General features: G+C 72.6%; 21 protein-coding genes. 9 read left to right on the forward strand and 12 right to left on the reverse strand.

All coding sequences use genetic code 11. The features are described from left to right. Positions 1-421 precede the first annotated feature (421 nt). Positions 422-1,624: an amino acid deaminase/aldolase gene (locus tag G3I54_RS07215; RefSeq protein ID WP_164612250.1), complete on the forward strand. Its 1,203-nt coding sequence runs from the start codon at positions 422-424 to the stop codon at positions 1,622-1,624. Positions 1,625-1,655: 31 nt separating this feature from the next. Here the strand turns inward: G3I54_RS07215 and G3I54_RS07220 are convergent, their stop codons facing one another. Together G3I54_RS07220 and G3I54_RS07225 are read right to left on the reverse strand one after the other, a co-directional pair. Next, the gene (locus tag G3I54_RS07220) at positions 1,656-2,603 is read right to left on the reverse strand and encodes a DUF2510 domain-containing protein (protein ID WP_164612252.1); all 948 of its coding nucleotides are present in this window, start codon (positions 2,601-2,603) and stop codon (positions 1,656-1,658) included. Positions 2,604-2,661: 58 nt separating this feature from the next. Then, on the reverse strand, positions 2,662-3,597 hold the full coding sequence (locus tag G3I54_RS07225) for a LysR family transcriptional regulator (RefSeq protein WP_164612254.1): 936 nt from the start codon (positions 3,595-3,597) through the stop codon (positions 2,662-2,664). A gap of 70 nt (positions 3,598-3,667) precedes the next feature. Between G3I54_RS07225 and G3I54_RS07230 the strand changes: the two genes are divergently transcribed. Then, complete coding sequence (locus G3I54_RS07230) at positions 3,668-4,855, forward strand: TDT family transporter (protein WP_164612256.1); 1,188 nt, start codon at positions 3,668-3,670, stop codon at positions 4,853-4,855. Here G3I54_RS07230 and G3I54_RS07235 read toward each other — a convergent pair. The 4 genes from G3I54_RS07235 to G3I54_RS07250 form a co-directional block, all read right to left on the reverse strand. Then, positions 4,794-5,504, reverse strand: coding sequence for a helical backbone metal receptor (locus G3I54_RS07235; protein WP_164612258.1), 711 nt, complete (start codon positions 5,502-5,504; stop codon positions 4,794-4,796). The genes G3I54_RS07230 and G3I54_RS07235 overlap by 62 nt on opposite strands. A 15-nt stretch (positions 5,505-5,519) precedes the next feature. Beyond that, positions 5,520-6,065, reverse strand: coding sequence for a helix-turn-helix domain-containing protein (locus G3I54_RS07240; RefSeq protein ID WP_164612260.1), 546 nt, complete (start codon positions 6,063-6,065; stop codon positions 5,520-5,522). A 164-nt stretch (positions 6,066-6,229) separates the two neighbouring features. Continuing rightward, positions 6,230-8,851 carry an ABC transporter permease/substrate binding protein gene (locus G3I54_RS07245; RefSeq protein ID WP_164612263.1) on the reverse strand — a complete coding sequence of 874 codons (2,622 nt, stop codon included), beginning with the start codon at positions 8,849-8,851 and terminating at the stop codon, positions 6,230-6,232. Beyond that, entirely contained in the window at positions 8,844-9,920 is a 1,077-nt protein-coding gene (locus G3I54_RS07250; protein WP_164612265.1) for a glycine betaine/L-proline ABC transporter ATP-binding protein, read from the reverse strand. Before G3I54_RS07250 ends, G3I54_RS07245 begins: the two co-directional genes overlap by 8 nt. A gap of 320 nt (positions 9,921-10,240) precedes the next feature. On the opposite strand from G3I54_RS07250, the gene G3I54_RS07255 reads away from it, so the two are divergent. Continuing rightward, positions 10,241-11,149: a 5'-3' exonuclease gene (locus G3I54_RS07255; protein WP_098026198.1), complete on the forward strand. Its 909-nt coding sequence runs from the start codon at positions 10,241-10,243 to the stop codon at positions 11,147-11,149. Between the two features lie 58 nt (positions 11,150-11,207). Continuing rightward, positions 11,208-12,059: a siderophore-interacting protein gene (locus tag G3I54_RS07260; protein ID WP_164612268.1), complete on the forward strand. Its 852-nt coding sequence runs from the start codon at positions 11,208-11,210 to the stop codon at positions 12,057-12,059. A 104-nt stretch (positions 12,060-12,163) separates the two neighbouring features. On the opposite strand, the gene G3I54_RS07265 is transcribed toward G3I54_RS07260, so the two are convergent. Further along, on the reverse strand, positions 12,164-12,919 hold the full coding sequence (locus G3I54_RS07265; RefSeq protein ID WP_343240282.1) for a MerR family transcriptional regulator: 756 nt from the start codon (positions 12,917-12,919) through the stop codon (positions 12,164-12,166). 190 nt (positions 12,920-13,109) lie between these two features. On the opposite strand from G3I54_RS07265, the gene G3I54_RS07270 reads away from it, so the two are divergent. The 5 genes from G3I54_RS07270 to G3I54_RS07290 all read left to right on the forward strand — a co-directional run bounded on the left by G3I54_RS07270 (position 13,110) and on the right by G3I54_RS07290 (position 17,334). Beyond that, complete coding sequence (locus G3I54_RS07270; RefSeq protein ID WP_164612283.1) at positions 13,110-14,027, forward strand: hypothetical protein; 918 nt, start codon at positions 13,110-13,112, stop codon at positions 14,025-14,027. Next, the gene (locus G3I54_RS07275) at positions 14,024-14,461 is read left to right on the forward strand and encodes an ABA4-like family protein (protein ID WP_164612270.1); all 438 of its coding nucleotides are present in this window, start codon (positions 14,024-14,026) and stop codon (positions 14,459-14,461) included. Before G3I54_RS07270 ends, G3I54_RS07275 begins: the two co-directional genes overlap by 4 nt. A gap of 114 nt (positions 14,462-14,575) precedes the next feature. Beyond that, positions 14,576-15,160 carry a sigma-70 family RNA polymerase sigma factor gene (locus tag G3I54_RS07280; protein ID WP_086779546.1) on the forward strand — a complete coding sequence of 195 codons (585 nt, stop codon included), beginning with the start codon at positions 14,576-14,578 and terminating at the stop codon, positions 15,158-15,160. Beyond that, positions 15,157-15,912: an anti-sigma factor gene (locus tag G3I54_RS07285; RefSeq protein WP_164612271.1), complete on the forward strand. Its 756-nt coding sequence runs from the start codon at positions 15,157-15,159 to the stop codon at positions 15,910-15,912. Before G3I54_RS07280 ends, G3I54_RS07285 begins: the two co-directional genes overlap by 4 nt. A 54-nt stretch (positions 15,913-15,966) precedes the next feature. After that, a complete protein-coding gene (locus G3I54_RS07290; protein ID WP_164612273.1) occupies positions 15,967-17,334 on the forward strand; it encodes a deoxyribodipyrimidine photo-lyase in 1,368 nt (455 codons plus the stop codon). 61 nt (positions 17,335-17,395) lie between these two features. Here G3I54_RS07290 and G3I54_RS07295 read toward each other — a convergent pair whose 3' ends face one another. From G3I54_RS07295 to G3I54_RS07315, 5 genes are read right to left on the reverse strand one after another with little or no spacing between them, the layout of a single operon-like run. Beyond that, positions 17,396-18,199, reverse strand: a complete 804-nt coding sequence (locus tag G3I54_RS07295) for a DUF1295 domain-containing protein (protein WP_164612275.1) — start codon at positions 18,197-18,199, stop codon at positions 17,396-17,398. Beyond that, positions 18,196-19,548: a cyclopropane-fatty-acyl-phospholipid synthase family protein gene (locus G3I54_RS07300; RefSeq protein ID WP_164612276.1), complete on the reverse strand. Its 1,353-nt coding sequence runs from the start codon at positions 19,546-19,548 to the stop codon at positions 18,196-18,198. The genes G3I54_RS07295 and G3I54_RS07300 overlap by 4 nt, the downstream gene beginning before the upstream one ends. Further along, positions 19,545-20,810, reverse strand: coding sequence for a cyclopropane-fatty-acyl-phospholipid synthase family protein (locus G3I54_RS07305; RefSeq protein WP_164612278.1), 1,266 nt, complete (start codon positions 20,808-20,810; stop codon positions 19,545-19,547). Before G3I54_RS07305 ends, G3I54_RS07300 begins: the two co-directional genes overlap by 4 nt. Then, a complete protein-coding gene (locus G3I54_RS07310; protein ID WP_343240283.1) occupies positions 20,807-21,532 on the reverse strand; it encodes a DUF1365 domain-containing protein in 726 nt (241 codons plus the stop codon). Before G3I54_RS07310 ends, G3I54_RS07305 begins: the two co-directional genes overlap by 4 nt. Continuing rightward, the gene (locus tag G3I54_RS07315; RefSeq protein WP_164612281.1) at positions 21,529-22,803 is read right to left on the reverse strand and encodes an FAD-dependent oxidoreductase; all 1,275 of its coding nucleotides are present in this window, start codon (positions 22,801-22,803) and stop codon (positions 21,529-21,531) included. The genes G3I54_RS07310 and G3I54_RS07315 overlap by 4 nt, the downstream gene beginning before the upstream one ends. Positions 22,804-23,380: the final 577 nt, after the last annotated feature.

Genomic DNA, 23,380 nt, shown 5'->3' on the forward strand with positions numbered 1-23,380 from the left:
CCGCCGGGCCGGCCGGGGGCGCGGTCGTGGGGGCCGGAGGCGCAGAGGCGGGCGCCGCCGGTGCCGAAGCGCGCGCCGGAGGTGCGGAGGCCGGTGCTGACGGTGCTGACGCATGCTGCGCCGGAGGTGCCGAAGCGGGGGCCGCGGGTGCGGGAACGGAGGCCGCCGGAAGGGGCGTGGGAGGGGCCGTCGGGCGGGGCGGCACAGGGGCGGGCTGCGCTTCGGTACTCATCCGGCCCCCTGCTCACACGTCCTCGTACCGACCACGGATCACCGCCGCTGACAGGCCCGTTGGTGCTCGCGTGCACGTCACTCTACGGGCTGCGGACGGGCGGCGGGGAACGGGATGCCCCGGTCGGCGGAGGATCTGTCCTGATCGTCCCCCTACCCAGCCGTAGCGGCTCTCTGGCAAGCTGCGGCCATGACTGCCCGTGCCGCTGACCGGACCCGGTACAACCGGGCCACCGCCCATCTCGACGCCCCGATCGCGATCGTCGATCTGGACGCGTTCGACGCCAACGCCGACGATCTGGTGCGGCGGGCGGGCGGAAAGCCGGTCCGGGTGGCCAGTAAGTCCGTGCGGTGCCGGTCGCTGCTGGAGCGGGTGCTCGCACGGCCCGGGTTCGCCGGGATCATGTCGTACACGCTGGCGGAGTCGCTGTGGCTGGCCCGGGCCGGGTTCGACGACGTGCTGCTCGCCTATCCGTCGGCCGACCGGGGCGCGTTCGCCGAGCTGGCCGCCGATCCGAAGCTGGCCGGGGCCGTGACCGTGATGGTCGACGACCACGCGCAGCTGGAGCTGATCGACGCCTCCCGGGCGGGTGGGCAGGAGGAGATCCGGGTCTGCCTGGAGCTGGACACCTCGCTGCGGATGCTGGGCGGCCGGGTGCGGATCGGGGCGCTGCGCTCACCTCTGCGCTCCCCCGCGCAACTCGCCGAGCTGGCCCGCTCGGTAGCGCGCAGGCCGGGCTTCCGGCTGGTGGGGCTGATGGCGTACGAGGGCCATGTCGCCGGGGTCGGGGACGCGGTCGCGGGGCGGCCGCTGCGGTCCCGGGCGATCCGGCTGATGCAGTCGGCCGCCCGCAAGGAGCTGGCGGTGCGCCGGGCCGAGGTCGTGCGGGCGGTCCGGGCGGTCGTGCCGGACCTGGAGTTCGTGAACGGCGGCGGCACCGGCAGCGTGCAGCACACGGCCGCCGAGGCCGCGGTGACGGAGATCGCGGCCGGTTCGGGGCTGTACGTGCCGCGGCTGTTCGACAACTACACGTCGTTCACCGGCCGCCCGGCCGCCCTGTTCGCGCAGCCCGTGGTGCGTCGGCCCGGCGTGGGCGTGGTGACGGTGCTCGGGGGCGGCTATCCGGCCTCCGGCGCGGCCGGTGCGGACCGCTCGCCGGTGCCGTATCTGCCGGAGGGGCTGCGCTACGACGCGCAGGAGGGCGCGGGCGAGGTGCAGACGCCGCTGCTGGGCTCCCCCGCCGACGACCTGCTGATCGGCGACAAGGTCTGGTTCCGGCACGCCAAGGCCGGGGAGCTGTGCGAGCGCTTCGACTCGCTGCACCTGATCGAGGGCGACCGGGTCACGGCGAGCGTTCCGACGTACCGGGGCGAGGGGCGGACCTTCCTCTGACCGACCGCGCCCGCGGTGGTCCGGGCACCGGTCAGGGGCCGATGGACGCGCCCACGCCGCCGCTCGTCGCGCTGTCGCCGAGCGGGCGGATGCCCTTGGTGATCGTGTCCATCAGGGAGAGCGGCAGGTCGTCGACGCCGGCGTCGAAAGCGTATCGGACGATCACCGGGATCCCGGCGCCCACCGAGGAGGGGAAGACGACGGACTGCACGTACCCGCCGGGCCCCTTGCCGGTGGCGACCTGCCAGCGCACCAGATAGCCGGTGCGTCCGGCGACGGTCAGTTCCTGCGCCCTGAGCACCTTGTGGGACGTGATGCCGCCGTGGAGGCGGCGGCCGAGGGCGTCCTCCTCGTACGCCTTGTCGGCCGCGGTGACGATGTCGGCCTCGGCCAGGGCCTTGGGGTCGGTCTCCGCGCCCCGGGCCGTGTGGGTGGTGACCGTGCCGTGGTAGCAGAACGAGGCGGCTCCGGGGCAGTCGTAGGACTGCTCGGTGCGGATGGTGGGGACGTCGTCGGTGGTGTTGTCCGGCTTCTCCCAGCCCTCGGGCACCGGCAGTGTGACCCCGTTGAGCTGGTCGACGAGGACGGTCGGGTCCGCGTCCGGCTCGGGCTCGGCGGAGGTGGTGGCGGTGGCGGTGGGGCTGGTGACGGGGGCCGGGGCCGAGGTGCTCGTCGTCGGGGCCGCGGGCGTACCGCTGTCGTCGCGGCCCAGCAGGATCGCGCCGGTGACGGCCGCGCCGAGGACCAGCACGCCGGAGAGCGTGATCGCCAGGATCTTCGTACGGCTGCCGCCGCCGGATCCGTGGTGCGGGTCGCGCTGGTGCGGGAGCGGGAGCGACGGCGGGCCGAAGCCTTCCGGGGCGGCGGGGGCGGCGGCGAGCGGGCGGGTGTGCGCGGTCCAGGCCGTGCCGTCCCACCAGCGCTCGGTGCCGGGGGCGCCCGTGTCCGGATACCAGCCGGGCGGCGTCGCGTAGCTCATGCCCACACTCTAGGGTCCGGCTCCGACACGGCCGCGGGGGTTCCCGGCCTTCTCCTGGTCAGGCGTCCCGGCCGGTCAGGGACAGCAGATCCCGGGCGGGGCCGGTGGGGCGGTGGCCGCCGGGCCAGACGGCGCGCAGCTGGCGGCGCAGCCGTACGCCCGCGACGGGCACCTTGACGAGGCGGCGGGAGGACAGCTCCTCGCCGAGGGCGAGTTCGCTCAGGACACAGGGGCCCGCGCCGCTCTCCGCCGCGCCCTTGACCGCCGTGGTGGAGGAGAGTTCCAGCAGAGGCTGGGCCAGTCCGCCGTGCACGGCGAGCGCGGCGTCCAGGACCTGGCGGGTGCCCGAGCCGTGTTCGCGCAGGATCAGCGGGGTGGCGGCGAGTTCGCCGGGCAGCAGCGGCGTGCGGCGGCGGGCCCAGGGGTGGCTGGGGGCGACCACGACGACGAGGCGGTCGTGGGCGATGACGGTGCCGTCGAGGCCCTCCGGTATCGACAGGCCCTCGACGAAGCCGAGGTCCGCCTCGCCGGTGACCAGGCGGCGGGCGACTGCGGCGGAGTTGCCGACGAGCAGCGAGACCGCGGTGTCCGGGCGCTCGCCGCGCAGGGCGATCAGCCAGCCCGGCAGCAGGTATTCGGCGATCGTCATGCTGGCGGCGACCCGCAGCCGGGAGTCGCGGCGGTCGCGCAGCGCCTGGGTGCCCGCGTCGAAGGCCTCGGCCGCCTCGACGACGCGGCGCGCCCAGTCGGTGACCAGCGCGCCCGCGTCGGTGAGCCGGGAGCCGCGCGGCGAGCGGTCCAGCAGGGCGACGCCGAGCTGCCGTTCCATGGACCGGACGCGGCTGGAGGCGGCGGGCTGGGTGATGCCGACGTCCTTGGCGGCCCGCCCGAGGCTGCCGTGCCGGGCGACGGCGAGCAGCAGTTCCAGCGCCCCGAGGTCGGGTACCCGGTGGGAGAGCGGGATGTGGGGTGCGTGTGCGTCATCGCCGGTCATCAAGCCAGCTTATGACCTCATAGGAACGGGGTCCCTGGTGGGCGGGGGCCCGGCGGCGAAGAATCGTGGCATGGCCATCTTTCCGCAGACCCGGACCGCCGCACCGCCCTCTCCCGTCGTCCTTCCCGCGCGGAGGGCGGACGACCGGCCGGGCGTACAGCGGCTGCCGTCCCTGCGGCACATCGGCCCGAACTGGTACGCGAGCGTCATGGGCACCGCGATCGTCGCGAGCGCCGGCGTGGCGCTGCCGGTGGACGTTCCGGGTCTGCGCGCCGCGTGCACCGTCGTGTGGGCGCTGTCGGCCGTGCTGCTCCTGGCCGTGCTCGCCGCGCGGGCCGGGCACTGGCTCTGCCACCGCGACCAGGCGCGCGCCCATCTGCTGGACCCGGCGATCGCCCCGTTCTACGGCTGTCTGTCGATGGCGCTGATGGCCGTCGGCGGGGCCACCCTGACGGTGGGCGCGGACGTGGTGGGCGTGCGGGCGGCCCTCGCGGTCGACGTGGTGCTGTTCGTGTCGGGTACGGCGATCGGTCTGGTGGCCGCCGTCGTGGTGCCGTATCTGATGGTCGTACGCCACCGGCCCGCGCCCGGGACCGCGTCGCCCGTGTGGCTGCTGCCGCTGGTCGCGCCGATGGTGTCGGCCTCGCAGGGCGCGCTGCTGGTGCCGCATGTACCGGCCGGGCAGGGGCGTGAGGCGCTGCTGCTGGCCTGCTACGCGATGTTCGGCCTGTCGTTGCTGGCCACGCTGGTGGTGCTGCCGCTGGTCTTCTCCCGGCTGGTCCACCACGGCCCGCTGCCGCTCGCGCTGACCCCGACGCTGTTTCTGGTGCTGGGGCCGCTCGGGCAGTCGACGACCGCCGTGAACCAGCTGGCCGACGCGGCCCCGGGTGCGGTCGGGGCCCCTTATGCCTCCGCGTTCGGCGCGTTCGCCGTGCTGTACGGGGTGCCGGTGATGGGTTTCGCGCTGCTGTGGCTGGCCCTGGCGACCGCGATGGTGGTGCGGGCCGCACGGAACGGCATGGGGTTCGCGATGACGTGGTGGGCGTTCACCTTCCCCGTCGGTACGTGTGTGACGGGCGCGGCGGGTCTGGCGCGGCACACCGGTCTGGACGCGCTGACCTGGCTTGCGGTGGCGCTGTACGTGTTCCTGGTGGTGGCGTGGGCGGCGGCCGGGACGCGGACGGCGCGCGGGGTTTTCAGCGGAGCGCTGACGGCAGCGCCCGTGCCGCCTCGGTCAGCGACGGCCCGTACCAGGTGAGCAGTCGCCCGTCGACGAGTGCGGCGGGCAGAGCGGGGAATGCCTCGGGCCCGTCGTCCGCGGTGAAGCGGTAGGGCTCGTCGGGCAGCACGATCAGCTCGGCCCCGGAGGCGTTCAGCTCGTCGAGCGGGATGCGCGGGTAGCGCTCGGCGTGGTCCGCGTAGACGTTGCGGACGCCGAGGCGGGCGAGGAGGTCGCCGGCGAAGGTGTCGTGGCCCAGCACCATCCAGGGCCGGCGCCAGATCGGTACGGCGGCGGGGCGCGGGCTCCCGGAGGGTGCGGGCAGGGCGGCCCAGGCGGCCTCGGCCTCCTCCAGCCAGCGGGGCCGGGCGAGCCCGCAGCCGTCGACGAGGACGCGGTGCAGCTCGGCGAAGGCCTGCTCCAGGGTGCGGACCTCGGTGACCAGGACGTCGATGCCGGCGGCCCGGAGCGCGTCGAGGTCGGGGGTGCGGTTCTCCTCCTCGTTGGCGATCACGAGGTCGGGGGCGAGGGCGGTGATCGCGGCCACGTCCGGGTTCTTGGTGCCGCCGATCCGGGCGGCGGCGAGGCCCGCCGGGTGGGTGCACCAGTCGGTGACGCCGACGAGCAGCCCGGGTGCGGTGCGGGCGACGGCCTCGGTGAGCGAGGGGACCAGGGAGACGACGCGCACGGGCACTCCAGGCGTTCAGCGGCGCGAGTCGAAGGTGGCGTCGATGTGTTCGGCCACCGAGACGACCAGCAGCCGGGTGCCGGGCACGGTGGCCCGCCAGCGGTGGCGAACCCCGCCGGAGAGGAACAGGGCGTCGCCGCTCTCCAGGCGATGCACCTGGCCCTCGGCCTCGACGTCGACCGCGCCCGCGACGACGTACATCAGTTCGTCGTTGCGGTGCTGGAACTCGCGCCCGAGGTCCGGCTCGCCGGTGAACTCCAGGGCGCTGAGCTGATGCCGGCCGCGCACCAGCCGGCGGACGCCCTCGCCCTCCTCGGCCCGGACGACGTCCACGGCGCGCGCGGAGTCGGCGGCGGCGTGGAGCTTCTTGGTCGTGGTCTCCAGCGCTTCGGCGACCCGGTCGAGGGAACGGGCGCTGGGGCGGGCGCGCTCGTTCTCGATCTGGCTGAGGAAGGGCACGGAGAGCCCGCTGCGCTCGGCGACCGCGGCCAACGTGAGGCCGAGGGTTCTGCGCCGTCGGCGGACGGCGGCGCCCACCCGCGGTGTGTCCTTGTCGTCCATGTCCCAGCTCCCTCCCGCCCCCGCCATCCTCCCGGTTGCCAGCACCTTACGCACATGGTTGCGCACGACGTCCGGTAAACGACCTCCGGGCAGCCGGAAGGGGTGGCCCCGCCCGACGGCGGGGGCCACCCCTTTCGACCTGTGCTTTCGTGCCCGTGGAGCCCCTACTGGGGTGCCATGGTGTCCGCGATGCCCGGGTTGTCGTCCATCCAGGCCTTCACGGCTTCCTCCTCGTGACCCGCGCCGCGCTTCTGGATCTCGTTCTCCAGTCCGCCGAGCTGCTTCTCGGTGAGCTTGAAGTCCTTGAACCACTTCGTGAGCTGCGGGTACTGCTTCGGGAACTCCTTGGAGGCGATGGTGTGCAGCCGGTCGCCGTCGCCGAACGCCTTCTTCGGGTCCTTCAGCTTGGTCATGCCGTACTCGTTGTACGCCCAGTGCGGGGTCCACAGCAGGACCGCGATGGGCTCCTTCTTGGCATACGCGCGCTTCAGCTCGGCGAGCATGCCGGGCGTGGAGGAGTCGAGTACCTCGTACTCCTTGTCCAGCCCGTACTGCGGCAGGACGTTCGTCTTGAGGTTCTCCATGGTGGCGGTGCCGGGCTCGATGCCGACGATCCGGCCCTTGAAGTCGGAGCCCTTGCCCTTGAGGTCGTCGAGGGTCTTGACGTCCTTGACGTAGTCGGGGACGGCCACCTCGATGGAGGTGGGCCCGTACCAGGAGCCGACGTCCGTCAGCTTGTCGCCGTACTTGTCCCAGTAATTCTTCTGGGTGTACGGCAGCCAGCCGTCGAACTGCACGTCGATCTGGCCGCGCGACATCGCGGCGTACATCGGGCCGACCTCGAACTGCTTGAGGTTGATCTTGTAGCCGCGCTCCTCCAGGACCGCCTTCCACAGGTACGTGGCGGCGATGTCCTCCTCCCAGGGGAACCAGGCGACCTCCAGAGCGCGGTCACGCTCGTCCTTGCCGCCCGCGGCCTTGGCGTCCTTCGGGGCCGGGGCCCACTTGTCGGCGACGCCCGGGTTGGCCTTCAGCCAGGTGCGGACGGCTTCCTGCTCCTTGCCCGAGCCGGACTTCTGGATCTCAGCTTCCAGGCTGGTGAGCTGGTCCTCGGTCATCTTGAAGTTCTTCAGCCACTTGCCGACCTCGGGGTTCTCCTGGGAGAAGCCCTTGCGCGCCAGGGTGTGGATGCCGTCGCCCTTGCCCCACAGACCCTTCGGGTCCTTGAGCTTGGTGAGGTCGTACTGGTTGTACGCCCAGTGCGGCGACCAGAGCGGAACGACGATCGGTTCCTTCTTGGCGTACGCGCGCTTCAGCTCGGCCAGCATGGACGGCGTGGAGCCGTCGATGAGCTTGTACTCCTTGTCGAGGCCGTAGCCCGGCAGGAGCTTGTCCTTGAGCAGCGCGGTCTCACCGGCGCTCGGCTCGATGCCGACGATGCGGCCCTTGAACTCGGAGGCCCGGCCCTTCAGGTCCTCCATGGATGTGACGTCCTTCATGTAGGACGGAACGGCCAGCTCCAGCGAGGTGGGGCCGAACCAGGAGCCCATGTCCTCCAGGTCGTCCTGGTACTTCTTCCAGTAGCTGGCGTGGGTGACCGGCAGCCAGGAGTCGGTCTGGAAGTCGATCTGCCCGTTGGCCATACCGGTGTACAGCGCGCCGGCCTCGTACTGCTTGACGTCGACCTCGAAGCCGCGCCGCTCCAGCATCTCCTTCCAGAGGAAGGTGGAGGCGATGCCCTCGTCCCACGGGATGTAGCCGATGCTGATCTTCTTGCCGTCGCCGATCTGCGCGCTCTTGCCGGCGGTGTCGTCCTTGGAGCCGCCGAAGAGGCTCATGCTGCCCGCGACGAGCGCGAGGACGATGATGCCGACGGCCGCGATGCGGGGCTGCGGGCGGTAGGTCCAGATCTTCCAGCCCTCGGCCATGGCCTGGGCCTTGGCGACCGCGCGGCGGCCCAGCGGGGAGACCTCGGTGCCCAGCGCGCCGGTCATCCGGTCCAGGTACATGGCGAGGATGACGATGGAGATGCCCGCCTCGAAGCCGAGGCCGACGTCGACGTTGCCGATGGCGCGGTAGACGGAGCCGCCGAGGCCGCCGCCGCCGACCATGCCCGCGATGACGACCATGGAGAGGCCGAGCATGATGACCTGGTTGATTCCGGCCATGATCGTGGGCAGGGCGAGCGGCAGCTGGACGCGCAGCAGGGTGTTGCGGGAGGTGGTGCCGAAGGCCTCGGCCGCCTCGACGAGTTCGCCGTCGACCTGGCGGATGCCGAGTTCGGTCATCCGGACGCCCGGGGGCAGCGCGAAGATGATGGTGGCGATGATGCCGGGGACCACGCCGACGCCGAAGAAGATGACGCCGGGGATCAGGTAGACCATGGCGGGCATGGTCTGCATGAAGTCCAGCACCGGCCGGGTGATCGCGCTGACGGTCCTGGACCTGGAGGCCCAGATGCCCAGCGGTACGGCGATGACCAGGGTGACGAGCGTCGCGACGAGCACCAGGGTGAGGGTGTCCATCGCCTCGTCCCACAGCTCGACGGAGTCGATGAGGGCGAACCCGACGAAGGTGAGCAGGGCCGCGGGCAGGCCGCGCAGCCACCAGGCGATGACGGCGACGATGCCCGCGAAGAGCAGCGGCGCGGGGGCGGACAGGACGGCGGCTATGCCGTCGAACATGCCGCTGACCAGGGAGCTGATGGCGTCGAAGAGCCAGGCGAGGTGGGTCTGCAGCCAGTCGACCGCGGAGTCGACCCATTCGCCGAGGGGGAGCCTAAACACTGGCCACCTTCTTCACGCCGGCCGCGGCCGCGGACTCGGTGTCGCGGGGGGCCTCGGCCGGGGTCATCGGCTCGCCGAGGACGGCGAGCAGCCGGGAGCTGGGCACGACGCCGACGAGCTTGCCCTTGGCGTCGGTCACGGCGACCGGGTTCGTGCTCTGCGAGCAGGGCGTGAACAGGTCGATGATCGGCGTGTCCTCGGAGACCGTGGCGGGGGCGGCGGCGAGCACGTCCTGCGGGGTGCGCAGTTCCTTGCCGTCCGCGGCCTTGCCGCCCATCACGGTGTGCGGCTCGGCCATGATCGCGCCCGCGGTGAGCACCCGGGAGCGGTCGACGTCCTGGGTGAAGGAGGCGACGTAGTCGTTGGCCGGGGTGACGAGGATGTCCTCGGCGGTGCCGAGCTGGACGATCTCGCCGTCGCGCATCACGGCGATCCGGTCGCCCAGGCGCATGGCCTCGTTGAGGTCGTGGGTGATGAAGACGATGGTCTTCTTCAGCCGCTTCTGGAGCTCCAGGAGCTGGTCCTGCATGTCACGGCGGATCAGCGGGTCGAGCGCGCTGAAGGACTCGTCCATGAGCAGCAGGTCGGCGTCGGTGGCCAGGGCGCGGGCGAGGCCCACGCGCTGCTGCATACCGCCGGACAGCTCGTCGGGCCAGGACTTCTCCCAGCCTTCGAGGCCGGTGAGCCGCAGCGCCTCGGCGGCGCGCACCTCGCGCTCCTCACGCGAGACGCCCTGGACCTCCAGGCCGTACGCGGCGTTCTCCAGGACGCTCCGGTGGGGGAAGAGCGCGAAGTGCTGGAACACCATGCTGATCTTGGTGGAGCGGAGGTGCCGCAGGTCGCGGGGGCTCAGGGCGGTGAGGTCCTGGCCGTCGAACAGCACGCGGCCCGCGGTCGGCTCCAGCAGACCGTTCAGCATGCGCAGCAGGGTGGACTTGCCCGAGCCGGACAACCCCATGACGACGAAGATCTGACCCGGCTCCACGGTGAACGAGGCGTCGATCACCGCGGCGGTCGTTCCGTCGGCGCGCAGCTCGTCGCGGTCGGATCCGCTCTCGAGCTTCCGCACGGCTTCATCGGGTCGTCTGCCGAAGACTTTGTACAAGTGCTCGGCTTGCAGCCTGGACACATACACCTCACGCGTTGAACCGAAAAACGGTCTACCACCCCCTCCGGCAGACCGTGGAGCAGTGCGGGCTCTGTCCGCATGGCACATGCACTAGTTGAAAATGCGACGTGGTCCGCTCCGGTGGCGCGCCTGCCCGCACTTACACAACCCAAACGCGACCGTGACCCAGGTCACTGACCTGCGGCGGAGCGGAAGCAAGCGGTTACCCGGAGCGACTGTCGGCGCGGTGGGGCATCATCGGGTCTGTGACGCGACGCCTGATGCTCCTCGACACCGCCTCCCTGTACTTCCGCGCCTACTTCGGCGTGCCCGACTCGGTGCGCGCGCCGGACGGGACGCCCGTGAACGCCGTGCGCGGTCTCCTCGACTTCATCGGCCGCCTCGTGCTCGACCACCGGCCGGACGAGCTGGTCGCCTGCTGGGACAACGACTGGCGTCCGCAGTGGCGGGTCGACCTGATCCCGACGTACAAGGCGCACCGGGTCGCCGAGGAGACGCCCGCCGGGCAGACGGACGAGGAGGAGATCCCCGACACCCTCTCCCCGCAGGTCCCGATCATCGAGGACGTGCTGGCGGCGCTCGGCATCGCCCGGGTCGGCGTCACGCCGTACGAGGCGGACGACATCATCGGCACGCTCACGGCTCGCGCGAAGGGCCCGGTGGACATCGTCACCGGCGACCGCGATCTGTATCAGCTGGTCGACGACGCCCGCCAGGTGCGCGTGCTCTACCCGCTCAAGGGCGTCGGCACGCTCCAGGTGACCGACGAGGCGTGGCTGCGCGAGAAGTACGGCGTGGACGGCGCGGGCTACGTCGATCTGGCGCTGCTCCGGGGCGACCCGAGCGACGGACTCCCGGGCGTCCCCGGCATCGGCGAGAAGACGGCGGCGAAGCTGCTGGACGCGTACGGCGATCTCGACGGGATCATGGCGGCGGTGGACGACCCGAAGGCGAAGCTGACCCCGTCGCAGCGCAAGCGGCTGGACGAGTCGCGCGCCTATGTGGCCGTCGCGCCGAAGGTGGTCCGGGTGGCCGGGGACGTACCGCTGCCGGACTTCGACGCGACGCTGCCGCGCGAGCCGCACGACCCGGCCGCGCTGGAGGCGCTGGCGGAGCAGTGGGGGCTGGGCGGAGCGCTTCAGCGACTGCTGACCGTCCTTCAGCACTGAGGCGCCGGACGAAGTGTTAACTTAGGTATACCTAAGTCTTCGAACCAGGGAGTACCTCGTGGCAGAGCGGCCGGCCCGGCAGGGACCCAAGGCCCAGGGGGCGCAGGTCGTGCGCACCGAACAGATCACCCCGCACATGGTGCGGGTGGTCCTCGGCGGCGAAGGGCTCGCGGACTTCACCCTCTCCGGCTTCACCGACCACTACATCAAACTGTGCTTCGCGCCGGAGGGCGCGGACTACGCGCACCCGTTCGACATGGCCGCCATCCGGGAGTCCTACCCACGCGAACTGTGGCCCACCACCCGTACGTACACGGTGCGTTCGTGGGACCCGGTCGCCCGGGAGATGGCCGTCGACTTCGTCGTGCACGGCGACGAGGGCCTCGCGGGGCCGTGGGCCCAGCGGGCGCAGGTCGGCGAGCAGGTGACCTTCCTCGGCCCCGGCGGCGGTTACGGACCGGACGCCTCGGCGGACTGGCATCTGCTGGTCGGCGACGAGAGCGCGCTGCCGGCTGTCGCGGCGGCGCTGGAGCAGATGCCGTCGGGCGCGGTCGTGCACGCCTTCGTCGAGGTGCCGGACGCCTCCGAGGAGCAGAAGATCGTGACGCCCGACGGGGTGGCCGTGACCTGGCTGCACCGCGGCGACCGGCCGGTCGGCGAGCTGCTGACGGCCGCCGTGAAGGGGCTGGACTTCCCCGAGGGCGAGGTCCAGGCCTTCGTGCACGGGGAGGCGGGCTTCGTGAAGGAGATCCGCCGGTATCTGCGCGTGGAGCGGGAGATCCCGCTGTCGCAGCTGTCGATCTCGGGTTACTGGCGTCTCGGCCAGAACGACGACGCCTGGCGCGCCGTGAAGCGCGAGTGGAACGAGCAGGTGGAGCGCGAGCAGGAGAGCGGGACGACCGCCGCGTAGGCCCCGCCCCGCCGGGCGGCCGCACCTGGAGCGACCGCCCGGCGAGCAGAACCACCGGACCCCGTCCGCCGCACACCGCGGCGGGCGGGGTCCGCGCGTCGGCCTCAGCCCTCGGGAGGAACGCCTCCCTCCGGAGGAGCGCCTTCCTCCGGAGCCGAAGGAACCGAAGGAACCGAAGAAACCGACGGAGCCGACGGAGCCGACGGAGCAGCACGGTCGCCCGAGAGGCGCTCCGGCGACTCGAAGCGCCGGAACGACACATCGATGTGCGCCAGCCTCCGCAGCGCGCCGAACATCGCCTCGCCGAGGACGGTCCCCACGATGACGCTCTCGACCAGGTCCTCGCGGGCCACCCGCTGCTGTACGTAGTCGAGGTCGGCGTGGGCGATCGGCTCGGCGGCATCCGCGTAGACGTCCAGCAGATCGATGTACCCGCCGTGCCCGGCCCTGCGCAGCGCGGCCAGCACCTCCGCCAGCGATTCGGCGGCGGGGCTCCGCTCGTCGGCCTGCCAGTCGCGCCGCCGCAGCAGTTCGGCCACCTCCTCGCGCGCCTCCTCCAGTTCGGGCCCCGCCTTCTCCTCGCCGGTCGGCGTGATGCCGTCCGCCGCGACGCCGAGCACCTTGTGCACCGGCTGCTCGGGGTCGTCCATGGCCCCCAGGACCTCGCCGATGGCGGCGAGCGAGAGGCCGCCGACGTCCAGCAGCGCCCGGATCAAACGGAGTCTGCGCTCGTGCCCGGAGCCGTAATGCGCCTGGTTCGGACTGGTCAACTCCCCTGCGGACAGCAGCCCTTCACGTAGGTAGTACTTGATCGTCGGTACCGGAACCCCGGACCTGCGACTCAACTCACCGATGCGCACCGCGTGTTCGTCCTTCCGCCCTTGCCAGAAACCGCCCCCATCATAGATAGTCCACCTATCGGATAGCGGACAGCGCGGCTATCCATAACAAAATCATCGTCGTCACAGGGGGTCTCTCATGTCGTCATGGCGTTCCTGGCTTCGCCCGTTACGTTCCTGGCATCGTCCATTGGTCGTGTTCTCCGCCGCGATGGCCGCCTTCGCCGTCGTCTGCGCCGTCGGCCTCGTGGTCGACGACCGGGTCCTGGTGGGCGCGCCGATCTGGGCGAAGCCGTTCAAGTTCGCCGTGTCCTTCGCCGCGTACTGCCTGACGCTGGCCTGGATGCTGACGCTCCTCACGCGCGGGCGGCGGATCGGCCGGTGGGCGGGGCACGTCGTGGTGCTGACGAGTCTGGTCGAGATGGTGATCATCACCGTGCAGGTGGTGCGCGGGAAGCGCAGCCACTTCAACACCGCGACCGCCTTCGACTCGGCTCTGTGGGACGCGATGGGCATGACGGTCGTCGCCCTGTGGGCGGCCACCCTGGTGATAGCCGTCCTGCTGCTGCGCACCCGCATCGCCGACCGAGCGGAGGCCCTGGCCGTCCAGGGCGGCCTGCTGATCGCCCTGGCCGGCGCGGCCCTCGGATTCCTGATGGCCATGCCGAGCGAGGGGCAGCGGGCGGCCGGGAACCTCGACACCGCGGGCATCGTCGGCGCGCACGCGGTGGGCGTACCGGACGGCGGCCCGTCCATGGCCCTGACCGGCTGGTCGACGACCGGCGGCGATCTCCGGGCCCCGCACTTCGTGGGCATGCACGCCCTCCAGCTGATACCGCTCCTGCTGATCGTGCTGGTCCTGCTCGCGCCCCGCTTCGCTCCGCTGCGCGACGCCGGGGTGCGGCTGCGCCTCGTACGGGTCGCCGTGGCCGGCTACGCGGCGCTCGTCGCGCTCATCACCTGGCAGGCGCTCCGGGGCCAGCCGCTGATCCGTCCGGACGGTGCCACGCTGCTCGCCGCCGGAGCGGTCCTCGCGGCGGTGGCGGCCGGCACCTGGGCCGCGCTGCGACCGGCCACCGGCGAACACCCGGTCCGTACCGCCACCGACGACAAGGAGCCCGTCGCATGACCGGCGCACTCTTCGAGATCACGTTCTATCTGGCCGCGCCCTTCTGGCTGCTGATGATCTTCGCCCCGACCTGGTCCGGCACCGCCCGCGTCGTCGCCTCGCCGCTGACCGTGCTGCCGGTGCTCGCCGTCTACGTCGTCCTGGCCGTGCCGGTGTTCCCGGAACTCTGGACGGCGGTGAGCAGCCCGGACATCGACACCTTCCGTGATCTGACGGCGCTGGCCGGCGGTGCTGGGGCCATCTGGGCGCAGGTGATCGCCTGGGATCTCCTGCTGGGGCAGTGGATGTACCTCCAGAGCCGGAAGCTGGGGCTCTCGCCGTGGCTGATGGGGCCGTTGCTGGTCCTGACGATCCTGCTGTCGCCGTTCGGGCTGCTGGTGTTCCTCGCCGTCCGGGCCGTCCGGCTGCGGCGGCGCGGGACACCCGTCGGCTGAGTCGCGCCTCCTCCCGGGGCCGGGTCTGGAAAGATCGCGCGCATCCGACCAATCCGTACGGCCGTCCGCTCCGAATCAATGCCGGAACCGACGATCGCCCCGGGAGGAACCCGCGTGAAGGAAGCCGTACACATCAGTGGGGTGCCCTCGCCCGGTCCCGATCTCCAGGAGCTCCTGGTGCGGGTCGCGCGGGGCGACCAGGACGCGTTCGCTGCGGTGTACGACGCGGTGAGCGGGCCTGTGCTCGGCCTGGTGCGCAGCGTGCTCCGCGATCCGGCCCAGTCGGAGGAGGTGGCTCAGGAGGTGCTGGTGGAGGTGTGGCGGACCGCGCCCCGCTTCCAGGCCTCCCGGGGCAGCGCGATGAACTGGGTGCTGACGCTGGCCCACCATCGGGCCGTCGACCGGGTCCGCTCGGCCGAGTCCGCCGCCGCTCGCGAGCACAAGGCGGCGCTGCTCGACCGGACGCCGGCCTTCGACGAGGTGGCCGAGCAGGTCGAGACCCGGCTGGAGCGGGAGCAGGTACGGCGCTGTATGCGCACCCTGTCCGAGCTGCAGCGGGAGTCGGTGACTCTGGCCTACTACCGGGGCCTGACCTACCGTGAGGTCTCCGAACTCCTCGCCGTTCCGCTGGGCACCATCAAGACACGGCTCCGCGACGGCCTCATCCGGCTGCGCGACTGCCTGGGGGTGAGCGCATGAGCACGGCCGAGCTGCACACGCTGACCGGGGCCTACGCCCTGCACGCGCTGCCGGATTCCGAACGGCAGGCGTTCGAACGGCATCTGGAGGACTGCGAGGCGTGCGCCCAGGAGGTGCGGGAGCTGTCGGCCACCGCCGCCCGGCTCGGCCTCGCCGTCGCCGAGACCCCGCCACGCGAGCTGCGCGAGAGGGTGCTGCGGGAGATCACGACCGTACGGCAGGAGACTCCGGCGACGCACGGCAGACGCGGGCGGACCGGCGGGGGCGGACGCACCGGACGGTGGTACGCCTACGCGCTCGCGGCCTGTATCGCGGCGGCCGCCGCGTTCGGCGGGGTCGCGGTCTGGCAGAACCAGCTGGCGCAGGACGCGCGGCAGGAGGCGAACCAGGCGCAGCGGCAGAACGAGCAGCTGGCGCAGGTCCTCTCGGCCCCGGACGCGAAGACCTCGTCGGGCGAGCTGACCGGCGGCGCGCACGGCACCGTCGTCGTCTCGCAGAGCCAGAACCGTGCGGTGTTCCTGGCCTCGGGCATGGAACGGCCGCCGAGCGGCAAGGTCTACCAGCTCTGGTTCAACGACGAGGGCACGATGCGCTCGGCCGGACTGATGGATCCGACGGCGAGCGACGACGCGGTCCTGCTGGACGGGCCGGTGGACCGGGCGTCCGGGATGGGCATCACGGTCGAGCCCGCCGGCGGGTCCGCCGAGCCGACCTCCTCGCCGGTGGCGGTGATGGACTTCCCGACCGCCTGACCGCCTGACCCGCTCGACCGCTCGGCCACGAACAACGCAAGGAGCACGCTTTCCATGAGTGTCGCGGTGGTGCTGTTCACCTCCGATCTGCGTCTGCACGACAACCCGGTGCTGCATGCCGCCCTGCGCGACGCGGACGAGGTCGTCCCGCTGTTCGTGCGGGACGACGCCGTCCACCGCACCGGGTTCGACGCGCCCAACCGGCTGGCGTTCCTCGCCGACGCCCTGGCCGCTCTGGACGCCGGACTTCGCAAACGGGGCGGCCGGCTGATCGTCCGTCAGGGCGAGACGGCCCAGGAGGTGAAACGGGTCGTCGAGCGGACCGGGGCGGGCTCCGTGCACATCGCCGCCGGGGTCAGCCGGTACGCGGCGCGGCGCGAGGAGCGGATCCGGGAGGCCCTGGCGGGCACCGGCCGCGAGCTGCGCATCCATGACGCGGTGGTCACCGCGCTCGCTCCGGGCCGGGTGGTCCCGACGGGCGGCAAGGACCACTTCGCGGTGTTCACCCCGTACTTCCGCCGTTGGGAGGCGGCGGGGGTACGGGGCACACTGGCCGCTCCGCGTACGGTCCGGGTGGCGGACGACGTGACGAGCGACCCGCTCCCGGAACGCGACACGATCAAGAACCTCTCCCCCGGTCTGGCCCGGGGCGGCGAGGACGCGGGCCGCAAGCTCGTGACGTCCTGGCTGAACGGGCCGATGGCCGACTACGAGGACGGCCACGACGATCTGGCCGGCGACGCGACATCGCGCCTCTCCCCCCACCTGCACTTCGGTACGGTCTCCGCCGCCGAACTGGTCCACCGGGCGCGGGAGAAGGGCGGGCCCGGCGGCGAGGCGTTCGTGCGGCAGCTGGCCTGGCGCGACTTCCACCACCAGGTCCTCGCGGCCCGCCCGGACGCCTCCTGGTCCGACTACCGGCCGCGCCGGGACCGCTGGCGCTCCGACGAGGACGAGATCGACGCCTGGCGGACCGGGCGGACGGGCTATCCGCTGGTGGACGCGGCGATGCGGCAGCTCGCGCACGAGGGCTGGATGCACAACCGGGGCCGGATGCTGGCCGCGAGCTTCCTCACCAAGACGCTGTACGTGGATTGGCGGGTGGGCGCCCGGCACTTCCTGGACCTGCTGGTCGACGGCGATATGGCGAACAACCAGCTCAACTGGCAGTGGGTGGCGGGCACCGGCACGGACACCCGGCCCAACCGGGTGCTCAACCCGGTGATCCAGGGCAAACGCTTCGATCCGCGCGGCGACTACGTACGCCGCTGGGTGCCGGAGCTGGCGGAGGTGGAGGGGCCCGCGATCCACGAGCCCTGGAAGCTGGAGGGCCTGGACCGGGCCGGTCTGGACTACCCGGAGCCGGTGGTGGACCTGGCCGAGGCGCGGTCCCGCTTCGAACGCGCCCGCGGCCTGGACTGACCGTACGCGTACCTGGAAGGGCCCGTTCCGGCAGCTGCTCGGAACGGGCCCTTCCAGGTGCTCAGGACCGGCGCGGCGGCCGGGGAAAGAAGCCGCTCGTCCGCGCCACGTACGCGTCGAAGCCGGGCCGGTCGGCCATATGGCGCTCCAGCAGGGCCGCGCCGCTGCCCTTGGTCAGCAGGAAGGTCATCACCAGCGGGGCGACGACGGTGGCGGCAGCGGCGGCCGGGGCCTGGCAGACGAGGAGGAAGAGGCCCCACCAGACGCAGAAGTCGCCGAAGTAGTTCGGATGGCGGGTCCAGGACCACAGCCCCCGGTCCATGATCTTGCCCTTGTTGGCGGGGGCGGATTTGAACCGCGCGAGCTGGGCGTCGCCGATCGCCTCGAAGGCGAGGCCGACCGCCCACAGGAGCACCCCCGCCCAGGCCCACCAGGCCAGCGGCCCGGTCACGTACTGCGCGGCCTGCACCGGCAGCGAGACCAGCCAGACCAGCGCGCCCTGGAGCAGATACACCTTGCGCAGGGCGTAGAGGTTCGGATTGCCGGGTGCCTTGGCCAGCATCTTCGCGTAGCGCGGGTCCTCGCCGTGGCCCCGGCCCCGCCGCCCGATGTGGACGGCGAGGCGGACCCCCCAGATCACCGTCAGCGCGGTGACCAGGAGCCGGCGGCCGTCGTCGCCGACGCCCGCCGAGAGGGCGTAGGAGACCAGGGCGACGACGGCGAAGCCGAGGCCCCAGGCGATGTCGACGATCCGGTGCAGGCCCTTGTTCAGGGCGACGGCGAAGGTGACGAGCATGACGCCGAGGGCGGCGACGGCCGCGCCCGCGAGCCCGTTCGCGAACGCGGCCCAGGCGAAGCCGCTCACCGGTCCGCTCCCGGGTGCTCCGGCGCGTACCAGTCCCGCCGGGTGGCCGGCATCGCGGCGGAGCCGACCGGGTCGGGCCGTACGGAGAGGATCTGGTCGACACCCATCCGCCGTTCCTCGAACGCGAGCGCGCCGCCGACGAGATAGAGCCGCCACACCCGCGCGGTCTCCTCCCCGACCATGGCGACGAACTCCGCCCAGCGCTCCTCCAGCGTCCGCCGCCAGGCCTCCACCGTCCACACGTAGTGCTCGCGCAGCGACTCGACGTCCCGCACTTCGAGACCGGCGCCCTCCAGCAGGGCGACGGTCTCGCCGAGCGGCCGCATGTGCATGTCGGGGGCGATGTACGACTCGATGAACGCGCCGCCGCCCGGGGCGCTCGTCCCCCGGGACATCTGCTGGACCATGGCCCGCCCGCGCGGCCGGAGCACGTCGTGCAGGATCGCGGTGAACGCCGGGTACTCCGCGTCTCCGACGTGCTCGCCCATCTCGATGGTGGACACCGCGTCGTACGCGCCCCGGGTCCCGGGCCGATCCGCGATGTCCCGGTAGTCGATGTTCAGCACCTCGACGAGGTCGCCGAGCCCGCGTGCCGCGACCTGTTCCCGTACGTGGGCGGCCTGTTCGGCGGCGAGGGTGACGGCGGTGACGTGGACGCCGTGGCGCTCGGCCGCGTACAGGGTCAGCGAACCCCAGCCGCAGCCGATGTCCAGCAGCCGTGCGCCGGGCCGCAGTCCGAGCTTGCGGCAGATCAGCTCCAGCTTGTCGCGCTGGGCGTCGGCCGGTCCGTAGTCGGGTGCGTCGCTGGTCCAGTAGCCGCAGGAGTACGCCATCGTCGCGTCGAGGAGCAGCCCGTAGAAGGCGTTGGACAGGTCGTAGTGGTGGCTGATCGCCGCCCGGTCGCGGGCCTTGCTGTGCGGGGTTCCGCGCAGTCCGGCGCGGGCGGCCGGGACCGGCGGGCGGAGGCCGACCACGCCGAGGCGCAGGGCGAGGCCCGCCGCCTTGACACGGTCGGCGAGGGCGGGCGCGGGCGCGGTGAGACCGCGTTCGCGCACGGCGCGGCGCATGGCGCGCAGGCCGTCGCCGAGGTCGGCGTCCAGGTCGATGTCGCCGGTGATGTAGGCCTCGGCGAGGCCGAGTTCGCCCGGCTCCCACAGCAGTCGGCGCAAGGCTCTGCGGGTCCGCACATGGACGGTGGGGGCGTCGCGGGGTCCGGTCTCGCTGCCGTCCCACATCCGTACCCGGACCGGCAGTGCGCCGCCGAGGAACCGCTCGATCAGCGGTTCGACGCGCTGGGCGGCCCCGGTCGGGGTGCGCCGGACGGGGGGCCTGGTGGCGGAGGTGGTCACGCGGTCTCCTCGCGGGTCAGCAGCAGTTGCTGCACATCGAGATAGCCGGAGCGGAAGCCCGCTTCGGAGTAGGCGAGATAGAAGGTCCACATCCGGCGGAAGACGGCGTCGAAGCCGAGGGCGTCGACCTCGGCGGACCGTTCGGTGAACCTCTCCCGCCACAGCCGGAGCGTCTCGGCGTAGTGCGCGCCGAAGCGGATGCGCCGGGTGGTGCGCAGCCGGGTGTGCTCGGTGGTGATCCGCTCCACGGCCTCGGTGGAGGGCAGCAGTCCGCCGGGGAAGATGTACTTCTGGATCCAGGTGTACGTGGAGCGGCTGGCGCGCAGCCGGTCGTCGGGCATGGTGATGGCCTGGAGGGCGATCCGGCCGCCGGTGGCGAGCAGCCGGTCCAGGGTCTCGAAGTAGACCGGCCAGAACTCCTCGCCGACCGCCTCGACCATCTCGACGCTGACGATGGCGTCGTAGTCGCCGGTGACCTGGCGGTAGTCGCTCAGCCGTACCTCGACGCGGTCCGCGCATCCGGCCTCGCGGATGCGGGTGCGGGCCAGCTCGCGCTGTTCGGCGGAGAGGGTGACGGTGGTGACCCGGGCGCCGCGGGCGGCCGCGCGGATGGCCAGTTCGCCCCAGCCGGTGCCGATCTCCAGGAGGCGGGTGCCCTCGCCGACGCCGGCGGCGTCCAGCAGCCGGTCGATCTTGCGGTGCTGGGCGGCGGGCAGCAGGTCGTGCTCGGCGGGGAAGCCGCGGAAGACGGCGGAGGAGTAGGAGAGCGTCTCGTCGAGGAAGAGGGCGAAGAGCTCGTTGGACAGGTCGTAGTGGTGGCTGATGTTGTCGCGGGAGCCTTCGGGGGTGTTCAGCTGCGCGGCGGGCCTGCGCAGCGCCCAGATGGAGCGCAGGCGTTGCAGCGGCCGGGGGACGAGGTCGGCCGCGTTGTCGGCGAGCACGGTCAGCACCCCGACGAGGTCCGGCGCGTCCCACTCCCCCGCCATGTACGACTCGCCGAAGCCGATGAGTCCGCTCGCGCCGATCCGCCGGAAGAAGGCGTCGGGGTCGCGGATGTCCATGAGCGGCCCGCCGAGGCCGATGTCGCCCCGGCCCGCGAGCCGGGCGCGCAGCGGAAGCCGGGCGAGCGCGCGGCGGACGATGCGTTCGGCGACGGCGGTCCGGGCGCGGGAGACCCGGGGCAGGGTGACGATGTCGGGCCAGCGTTCCGGGTCGGTCCCGGGGGTGTGTTCTGCCGGCGGCGCAGAGGTGGGAGCGGTCACTGCATGCCTTCCTGTGGGCGGTGCGGGGGACGGGGTTGCACGGGGAGCCCGCGCGCGTAGAGCCGGATGCCGTGCAGGCGGATCGCGGCGGAGACGAGGACGGTGGAGAGGGGGTGGCGCAGGGCGAGGCGGACCAGCTCGCGAGGCGTGGCCGGTCGGCGCCCTCCGCGTACGGTCGCGGTGAACGGGCGCCCCCCGTCGCGCTCCAGATGGACGCTCAGGTCGAGACGGGCGCCGGGCTCGGGCAGCCGCATCCGGTAGCCGCCGTCCACGGGAAAGAACGGCGATACGTAGAACTCCTTGCCGGTCAGCGCACGGTCGTTCCCGTCCGGCCGCAGCAGATAGCCGTGCCGTCCGCCGTACGTGTTGTGCACCTCGGCGACGACGCAGAGCGGGCTGCCGTCGGCGCGGTGGCACCAGTAGACGGTGATCGGGTTGAAGACGTATCCGAGGACCCGGGCCTGGGTGAGCATGGTGACGGTGCCGTCGTCGCCCAGTTCCACGCCCTGGGCCCGCAGGAAGCGCTCAAGACCGGCCCGGATGGTGGGCGCGGTGCCGCCGAAGTGGTCGCGGGCGTCGAACCGGGCGAGCGGCCGCAGGGCACGCGGCAGCCGGGGCGGCCGGTCGGGGTCGATCAGCCACAGGTACGTACGGTGCCGGAACGCGTACCTCGTCGGCCGGGTCCGTACGTGCGTGATGGTGCACGGGTAGAGGGCGCTCACCAGGCCACCCCCAGGGCCGCCGCGGCCTCGACCCCCGAACGGCAGCCGTCCTCGTGGAATCCCCAGCCGTGGTAGGCCCCCGCGTAGGCGGTGACGGGACCGGACAGGGCGGGCAGCCGGCTCTGGGCCTCGACCGACTCCGGGGTGTAGACGGGATGCTCGTAGACCATGCGGGCGCGAACGCTCTCCGGGTCGACCCGGTCGGCCCCGTTCAGCGTGACGACGAAGGTGTCCGGGGCGTCGAGCCGCTGGAGCCGGTTCATGTCGTAGCTGACGGTGACGCGGTCGGCGTCGGCGGCGCACGAGGGCATCAGGTAGTTCCAGGAGGCCCTGGCGCCCCGGGCGCGCGGCAGCAGGGCGGTGTCCGTGTGCAGCAGGGTCGGGTTGCGGGAGTAGCGGAACGCGCCGAGCGTGCCGCGCTCGGCGTCGGTCGGGTCGGCGAGCAGCCGCAGCGCCTGGTCGGGGTGGGTGGCGATGACGACGGAGTCGTACGGGGTGGTGGCGCCGTCCTCGGTGGTGACCTCGACGCCGTCCGCGTGCCGGGTGATGGCGCGCACCGGGGTCGCTGTGTGCACGGCGGCGAGCTGCTTGACGACGCGGTCGACGTAGCTGCGCGAACCGCCGGTGACGGTGCGCCAGGCCGGCGAGCCCCCGATGGTGAGCATGCCGTGGTGATCGAGGAAGCGGAACAGATAGCGGGCCGGGTAGCGCAGGGCGGTGACCGGGTCGCAGGACCAGACGGCGGAGACCATGGGGGTGAGGAAGTGGGCGTGGAAGTACGGCGAGAACCGCCCGCGCCGGGCGAACTCGCCCAGCGTCATCCCGCTCGCGCCGCTCTCCGGCAGCGCCAGCAGGGCCCGGGCCGCACGGTGGAAGCGCGGCACCTCGGCGAGCATCCGCAGGTAGGGGCCGCGCACGGCGGAGCGCGGCTGGGCGAAGAGCCCGGCGGGCCCGCGGGCCCCCGCGTACTCCAGTCCGCACCCCTCGCACCGTACGGACATCGACATCTCGGACTCCTGGGTGGCGACCCCGAGTTCGTCGAAGAGCCGCAGCAGCTGGGGGTACGTCCGCCGGTTGTGCACGATGAACCCGGAGTCGACGCGGTGTACCCGGCCGTCGGACGCGCCCAGGTCGTGTGTGTGGGCGTGGCCTCCGACGCGGTCGTCCGCTTCGTACAGCGTCACCTCATGAGCGTCCCGGAGAACGTGGGCGGCGGTCAGTCCCGCCACTCCGGACCCCACCACGGCCGTCCGCCGTCGTTCCCCTGCCATGCCGGCTCCCTCCGGTCCTTCCGCACTGGTCGGAGCGCTGCTGAAGCGCTCCTCTACCTCCCATTCGTGGCCGGTGGCCGAAAGGATTGGTCGATCGCCGACTCTGCTCCGAACGAGTGAATGAGGGCCCGGGACCAATCCGCCGGCCGACCGGCGCCGAACCCCTTGTGTGAGAACAGACCGGAACGATGCGCGGACGGACGGGGCACTTCTGCCCCGGCGGTCCCGCTCGGCGCGTGCCGCGGTCACCGCGCCCGGCGGCCCGGCCGCCGGATGCGGGGTGCGCCGTCGCGCCGCCCCGGTACGCCGTACGGATCCGGCCGGCGCCGGTCCCTGCGGCGTCCGGGGCGGGGCGGCGGGGCGGCGCCCGTCGGTGGTTCCGGTCCGCGGTGCGGCCGGGGACACGACGCCGCCGGGACGGCCGGGGAGCCGTCCGGGCGGTTCACCGCCGCCGGCCGTGGTGCCGCAGGAGCCGCGGGAGTGCTGTCACTCCTGGTCGGACGGCTCGCCCCGGCGCCGGGTCCGTCTCCCGCGGCTGGGAGACGGGCCGCGGGGCGCCCCGGCACCCGAAGGCCCA

This window comes from Streptomyces sp. SID14515 (assembly GCF_010548505.1).
In the GTDB taxonomy this organism is placed as follows: domain Bacteria; phylum Actinomycetota; class Actinomycetes; order Streptomycetales; family Streptomycetaceae; genus Streptomyces; species Streptomyces caviscabies.

What these genes read in the sequence shown, in the direction of transcription:
- G3I54_RS07315 (WP_164612281.1), bottom strand. Translation starts at nt 22,803, where the DNA reads ATGGCAGGGGAACGACGGCGGACGGCCGTGGTGGGGTCCGGAGTGGCG.
- G3I54_RS07290 (WP_164612273.1), top strand. Translation starts at nt 15,967, where the DNA reads ATGAGTGTCGCGGTGGTGCTGTTCACCTCCGATCTGCGTCTGCACGAC.
- G3I54_RS07285 (WP_164612271.1), top strand. Translation starts at nt 15,157, where the DNA reads ATGAGCACGGCCGAGCTGCACACGCTGACCGGGGCCTACGCCCTGCAC.
- G3I54_RS07220 (WP_164612252.1), bottom strand. Translation starts at nt 2,603, where the DNA reads ATGAGCTACGCGACGCCGCCCGGCTGGTATCCGGACACGGGCGCCCCC.
- G3I54_RS07230 (WP_164612256.1), top strand. Translation starts at nt 3,668, where the DNA reads ATGGCCATCTTTCCGCAGACCCGGACCGCCGCACCGCCCTCTCCCGTC.
- G3I54_RS07255 (WP_098026198.1), top strand. Translation starts at nt 10,241, where the DNA reads ATGCTCCTCGACACCGCCTCCCTGTACTTCCGCGCCTACTTCGGCGTG.
- G3I54_RS07215 (WP_164612250.1), top strand. Translation starts at nt 422, where the DNA reads ATGACTGCCCGTGCCGCTGACCGGACCCGGTACAACCGGGCCACCGCC.
- G3I54_RS07270 (WP_164612283.1), top strand. Translation starts at nt 13,110, where the DNA reads ATGGCCGCCTTCGCCGTCGTCTGCGCCGTCGGCCTCGTGGTCGACGAC.
- G3I54_RS07275 (WP_164612270.1), top strand. Translation starts at nt 14,024, where the DNA reads ATGACCGGCGCACTCTTCGAGATCACGTTCTATCTGGCCGCGCCCTTC.
- G3I54_RS07240 (WP_164612260.1), bottom strand. Translation starts at nt 6,065, where the DNA reads ATGGACGACAAGGACACACCGCGGGTGGGCGCCGCCGTCCGCCGACGG.
- G3I54_RS07225 (WP_164612254.1), bottom strand. Translation starts at nt 3,597, where the DNA reads ATGACCGGCGATGACGCACACGCACCCCACATCCCGCTCTCCCACCGG.